Origin of the sequence: Pseudomonas sp. BF-B-26 (genome assembly GCF_019956495.1) — a bacterium.
Classification (GTDB): domain Bacteria; phylum Pseudomonadota; class Gammaproteobacteria; order Pseudomonadales; family Pseudomonadaceae; genus Aquipseudomonas.
In genome coordinates this window covers 1-4,354 of record NZ_JAHBDP010000034.1, presented here as the reverse complement: position 1 = coordinate 4,354, position 4,354 = coordinate 1, and the positions used below count along the sequence as shown (strand labels likewise).

Genomic DNA, 4,354 nt, shown 5'->3' with positions numbered 1-4,354 from the left:
CTCCAGATTGCGCCACAACCACACAGGCAACACATCAGGATCAAGACTGTCGATCAGGTTCTTCAACGCCAACCCCAACTCCGTATCACCCTCAATCACCAAACGCCGGCGAAAGAACAACGTATCCGGATCTTCCTGACGACTCGCCAACAACAAAAACTCGCGCCAGTTACCGCTGATGGTCACATGCGCCGTGGCGCGTTCAGCAATTCGCAATCCGTCACGCGTCAACGTCAGGAACCACGACAACCCCAGGTCCGGAATCCGCAAACACAACCAACGCCCACGCAACACTTCAAACTCGCCATCGCGCAACGGCCCGGCGAGGCAGCGATTGAGCGCCTGCTGCAACGCCAGACGCTGCACCGCAAAAGGCACCCGGCGCACCAGCGGCAACAACCGGTCGGCGCCTTTCAACAACCACTTTTTACGATTCAACACAGGCCGACCTCCTCGACGCGCAACATGCCGGCCTGGCCGTGCCAGTAGCCATTGCAACCGTCGACGAACAACGGCGGAGTCTCGCCCAAACGAACTCGTTGATAGGCCTCAATCACCTCGGCCATGCCCTGAGCGCGAGGGCTCAGACGCAACAGATCGGCGCCACAGGCCACCAGCCCGGTGTAATCCGCCAACAGATTGGTCACCTCCGCTGACATCGTTTGAATACCGTTAATGGTGAACAGCGCCTGCCCTTCCTGACTGGTCAACGGCAAGCCGTCGGGGTAGTTGAGGCAGCAAAACCGGCAGTCGTCCTTGGGCAGGTTCTCCGCCCGTGCGGTGAAGCAGCGTGCGGAATAGGCCAACGGCAAATGCCCATAAGCAAAGATCTCGACTTCCGGCACCTCACGGCCCAGTTCGCGCACTTGATCGAGCACATCGCCAATCAGCGCCGCCGAGCATTCCACCGGCGGCATCCAACGGGTCATCCCGCAGTCCAGCAGTTGCGCGAGCGTATGACCGTTGTACACATTCAGCGCCGGGCCGCCCACGAACGGCAACTTGCGCTCAGCCAGGAGCTGCACCGCGCCCATGTCGTTGGCTTCCACCAACAATTGGCCGTTGTCGCACAGCCGCCGCAGGCTGGAGAGTTCGGAGGCCGCTTCGATCAGCGTCAGGCTGGAGATCACCAACTGCGCCTGGCTGCATTCCTGCAACTCGCGCCCCAGCCCCAGCCATTGATCCAGTGAAAAGGCCCGGCGTTTAGAACACACGGTTTCCCCCAGGTAAATCACATCCAGGGGCAAGGCCGACATCTCGGCGTAAAAGTTGCTGAGTTGCTCTTTGTCCCAATAAAACAGGACCGGTCCAAGGCTGAGCTTCATGTCGCCTCCCTCATTGCCATGATCGATGGTAAGCACCCAGGGTGGTCTGGCTGCCTTCGGACAAACCGGCCAACACCTTGCGCCATTCCTCCTTGACCCGAAAACTGCCCGGCGAGCCACGATGGGCATCCAGTGCCGCGCGCCAGACGCGGGTGACTTGTTCGACATAGGCCGGGCTGCGTTGCCGGCCTTCGATTTTGACCGCCTCGACGCCGATGGCCGTCAATTCCGGCAGCAAGTCCAGGGTGTCGAGGCTGGTGGGTTCTTCCAGTGCGTGAAAGCGTTTGCCGCCGACCAGGAAACGGCCTTTGCACAGGGTCGGGTAACCGGCGGGTTCATCAGGGGTGTAACGGTCGATCAGCACTTCACTGAGCCGCGCGCTTAAGCCGTCGGCGTCGTCGCTCCAGCGCACCGCTTTGGCCGGTGAGCAAACGCCGCACAGGTTCGGCGACTCGCCGGTAATGTAGGAAGACAGATGGCAGCGCCCTTCGGCCATGATGCACAAGCTGCCGAAGCCAAAGACTTCGATGGGCACCGGGCTGCTCGCGGCGACCTGGCGCACCTGCGCCAACGACAACACCCGAGGCAGCACCGCGCGACGAATGCCGTAGCGCTGCGCATAAAACTCCAGCGCCGCGGCATGGGTTGCCGAGCCTTGTACCGACAGGTGCAACGCCAGTTGCGGGTAACGCTGGCTGGCGTAGTTGAGTACCCCGGGGTCGGCGGCGATCAGCGCATCCACGCCGAAATCGGCGGCACGATCGACCGCCCGCTGCCAGCGTTCCCAGCCCTTGGGTTGCGGGTAGGTGTTGACCGCGACATAGAGTTTGCGTTGATGCTGGCGGATGTGAGCGACCGCCGCGTCGAACTGTTTGTCGTCCATGTTCAGCCCCGCGAAATGCCGGGCATTGGTGTCATCGCGAAAGCCGACATAAACGGCATCGGCACCTTCGCGTACCGCCGCTTTTAGCGCAGGCAGATTCCCTGCCGGGCAGACCAGTTGCATGGGTAATCCTCATGGAAAAACGCGCTGCCAGTCTAGCGAGACCGGCAGGCAGAGCCTTGACGACAATCAATTGCGATCAATGCATCAGGTCGGCGAAGGACAGGAACATCACGTTGTCGTGCTTGAGCACTTGCTGTTCGCACTCGATCACCGCCAGCCCATCGGCCCAACACGCGGCGGTCAACATCGCCGAGCTTTGCTGAGGGTGCAGTTCCACGCTCAACTGGCCGTCAGCACCCGACGTCAGTCGAGCCCGCAGGTACTGACGACGCTTGTTGCGCTGCAACCAGTCGAACCCGGCAGGCACGGTCATTGGCACCGGCAATACGTCTTTCACGCCCTGGGCCCTGAGCAGGAACGGACGCACCACCACCAACGCGGTAATCAGCGCTGCTGAAGGATTGCCCGGCATGCCGATCCACGGTTTGCCGGCCACTTCGCCGAAGGCCAGCGGTTTACCCGGCTGAATTGCCAGCCGCCAGAAATCCAGGCTGCCGAGTTCCTCGATGGCCTGTTTGAGGTGATCTTCCTCACCCACCGAGACGCCACCGGAACTCAACAACAGGTCGCATTCCGAGGACGCCAGGCTCAAGGCATGCCGGCTGGCGGCCAACTCATCGGCCATCACGCCATAGTCATGCACCTCCACGCCCCAACCGCTCAACAACGCCGCGAGGCAGTAACGATTGCTGTTGTAAATCTGCCCCGGCGCCAACGAGTCGCCGGGCTCACGCAGTTCATTGCCGCTGCTCAGCAAGCACACTTGCAACGGGCGATAGACCTCGACCCGCGCAATGCCAGCGCCAGCCAGCAACCCCACTTCTTGCGCACGCAGGCGTTTACCGGCCTGGAGCAACAGATCTCCCCGGCGCACCTCCTCACCTTCCTTGCGCACGTGATCGCCAGCGTTTACGGGCGGAAACCAGACGCGCTCGCCATCGATTCGGCAGCGTTCCTGCGGCACCACCGTGTCGGCACCCGGCGGCAATGGTGCGCCGGTAAAAATCTGTACCGCCTGCTGCGCGAGCAAGGGTGAACAGGCCGGATCACCCGCCGCAATTCGTCCGCCAATCGGCAAGTAGCCACCGTCCGCTGGCAGGTCAGCGGCCCTGAGGGCGTAACCGTCCATCGCACTGTTGTCCCAGGCCGGCAGGTTGACGGGGGAATGAATGTCCGCCGCCAGCACCCGACCCAAGGCTTGATCCAGACCGATCTTTTGCGCCAGGGGCGGCGGCGGTGCCTGGTCCAGCAAACGGCTGATGGCCTCGTCCACCGGCATCAGATTACCGAGGTCGCACACCCGGCCGGTCATGAGCGTGTCTCGCAGGCGTCGATGGCCCGTTGCCCTTGCGGTTTCAAATGCGGGGCGAAATTGCACGGGCCGGTGCGGCTGTCCAATTGTTCGAGCAGGATCTGGTTCCAGGCAGTTCGACACGCGCCGGGCGAGCCCGGAACACAGCACACCAACACGCCATTGCTCATCCCGGCCAATGCCCGTGACTGCAGACTGGACATGCCGATTTCAGCCAGGGACACCTGACGGAACAGTTCACCGAAGCCTTCCACGTGTTTGTCCAGCAACGGCAAAACCGCTTGCGGTGTGTTGTCGCGCGCGGTGAAGCCGGTGCCGCCGGTCATCAATATCACTTGAACCTGAGGGTCGGCGATCCAGTGAGAGACCTTGGCGCGGATCTGATAAATGTCGTCCTTGACCAGGTCACGGTCGATCAATACATGCCCGGCCGTTTGCAGCAAATCCGTCAGGGTCTGCCCCGAGGTGTCGGTGTCAAAGGTGCGCGTATCGCTGATGGTCAGCACGGCGATGTTCAGGGGTTCAAACGTGCGTTGCGCCAGATGGGCCATATCCAAGCCTTCCCGTGAATGAGGGTATGGGATAAAGCCTGAACCGGAATCCCCGGTGAGCCTATTCCTCCAAGGAGGTACCTCCACAGGGTACAAAACCTGTGGGAGCGGGCTTGCTCGCGAAAGCGGTGTGTCAGTCACCATTGATGTTGCCTGACAC

General features: G+C 61.8%; 5 protein-coding genes. All 5 read right to left on the bottom strand.

Annotation, left to right across the window (positions count from 1 at the left end):
- The coding region (locus KGB03_RS03065) for an SCP2 domain-containing protein (protein ID WP_223526317.1) at positions 1-441 on the bottom strand (441 nt) is incomplete at its 3' end.
- Entirely contained in the window at positions 435-1,325 is an 891-nt protein-coding gene (locus KGB03_RS03060; protein WP_223526316.1) for a U32 family peptidase, read from the bottom strand. The genes KGB03_RS03060 and KGB03_RS03065, both read right to left, overlap by 7 nt.
- Positions 1,326-1,335: 10 nt before the next feature.
- Entirely contained in the window at positions 1,336-2,331 is a 996-nt protein-coding gene (locus KGB03_RS03055; RefSeq protein WP_223526315.1) for a peptidase U32 family protein, read from the bottom strand.
- A gap of 76 nt (positions 2,332-2,407) precedes the next feature.
- On the bottom strand, positions 2,408-3,643 hold the full coding sequence (glp, locus tag KGB03_RS03050) for a gephyrin-like molybdotransferase Glp (RefSeq protein ID WP_223526314.1): 1,236 nt from the start codon (positions 3,641-3,643) through the stop codon (positions 2,408-2,410).
- Positions 3,640-4,194, bottom strand: a complete 555-nt coding sequence (moaB, locus tag KGB03_RS03045; RefSeq protein WP_218536981.1) for a molybdenum cofactor biosynthesis protein B — start codon at positions 4,192-4,194, stop codon at positions 3,640-3,642. The genes glp and moaB overlap by 4 nt, the downstream gene beginning before the upstream one ends.
- Between the last annotated feature and the right edge of the window lie 160 nt (positions 4,195-4,354).